Origin of the sequence: Pseudomonas sp. NY15354, assembly GCF_048068075.1 — a bacterium.
Taxonomy (GTDB): domain Bacteria; phylum Pseudomonadota; class Gammaproteobacteria; order Pseudomonadales; family Pseudomonadaceae; genus Aquipseudomonas; species Aquipseudomonas guariconensis_C.
This window is the reverse complement of record NZ_JBLUPV010000067.1, coordinates 1-1,457: the sequence shown is the minus strand read 5'-3', so window position 1 is coordinate 1,457 and position 1,457 is coordinate 1. Positions and strand designations below refer to the sequence as shown.

The 1,457-nt window shown below is 55.3% G+C and carries 1 protein-coding gene; it reads left to right on the top strand.

Annotated features, from left to right (window positions below):
- Positions 1–1,276: IS1182 family transposase (locus ACNFCH_RS25805; protein ID WP_416744495.1), on the top strand; the 1,276-nt coding region annotated here is incomplete at its 5' end.
- Between the last annotated feature and the right edge of the window lie 181 nt (positions 1,277–1,457).

Here is a 1,457-nt window from a genome sequence, read left to right as displayed (position 1 = left end):
AACGGGTCGTCCGGCCTACCATCCAGCAGTCCTGCTGAAAATCTACATCTATGGCTACCTCAACCGGATTCAGTCCAGCCGCCGGCTTGAGCGCGAGGCAGAGCGCAATGTCGAGCTGATGTGGTTAACGGGCCGGTTGACTCCTGACTTCAAAACGATTGCCGACTTTCGCCGAGACAATGGCAAAGCCATTCGCAGCGCCTGCCGGCAATTCGTAGTGCTTTGCCGCAACCTCAATCTTTTCTCCCAGTCGATCATTGCCATCGACGGCAGCAAATTCAAAGCCGTAAATAACCGCGACCGCAACTTTACCCAAGGCAAGATCAAGGCGCGCATGCAGCAGATCGAGCAGAGCATTGACCGCTATCTTGCGGCGATGGATTCGGCGGATCGGGCAGCGCCCGAGGTCGCCGAGGCCAAGGCTGAACGGCTGAGCGAAAAAATAGAAAAGCTGAAACAGCAGATGACGAAGCTCAAGGACATTGAAGCGCAGCTTCACGCCAGCCCAGATCAGCAAATCTCTCTTACCGATCCTGATGCACGCTCAATGGCCACGAGTGGCCGAGGTACTGGCACGGTTGGCTACAACGTACAAACAGCAGTCGATGACAAACACCATCTGATCATTGCTCATGAAGTCACTAATGTTGGCAATGACCGAACGCAGCTGAGCAATATGGCGAACCAGGCACGCGAAGAGATCGGCGCTGAGTCGCTGACAGTGGTCGCCGACCGAGGCTATTACAAAGGTCCGGAGATCCTTGCTTGCGAGCAGGCAGGGATCACCACTTTTGTCCCGAAGCCGCTGACATCAAGCAGCAAAGCGGAAGGCCGATTCGGCAAGCAGGACTTCATCTACATCGCTGCATCGGATGAATACCGATGCCCTGCGGATCAACTACTGACCCGCAGGCATTCTTCGGTGGAAGACGGCATGTTGCTGCACTCCTACTGGTTCTCTGGCTGCCAAAGTTGCTCCATGCAGAAGCAGTGTACGACGGGTAAGGAACGCCGGTTGAAGCGCTGGGAGCATGAAACGGTAGTCGAAGCCGTCCAGATCCGATTGGAGCATGACCCAGGAAAGATGAAGGTTCGCCGGCAGACGGTGGAGCATCCCTTTGGAACGCTCAAATACTGGATGGGAAGCACTCACTTCCTGACCAAAACCCTACCGAGGGTAAGCACCGAAATGAGCCTTCACGTGCTTGCCTACAATCTCAAACGAATGATGAGCATCTTTGGCATCGCTGGGCTGATTGAAGCGATCAGGACTTGAGACCAAGCATTTTTTGCGTCCGTATACGGCTATTCGGGCCGCTGCCGCGGCCCAAATAGCGCGGGCCGCGTCCGGTGCCCAACTGAGGTAGATCAGCACTTAGATCTGCTGAATTGACAGGGTGCCCCAGCTTCTTTCGCTACTCGACGTACTTACTTGCGTTTTCACACAGCCTGGGTCG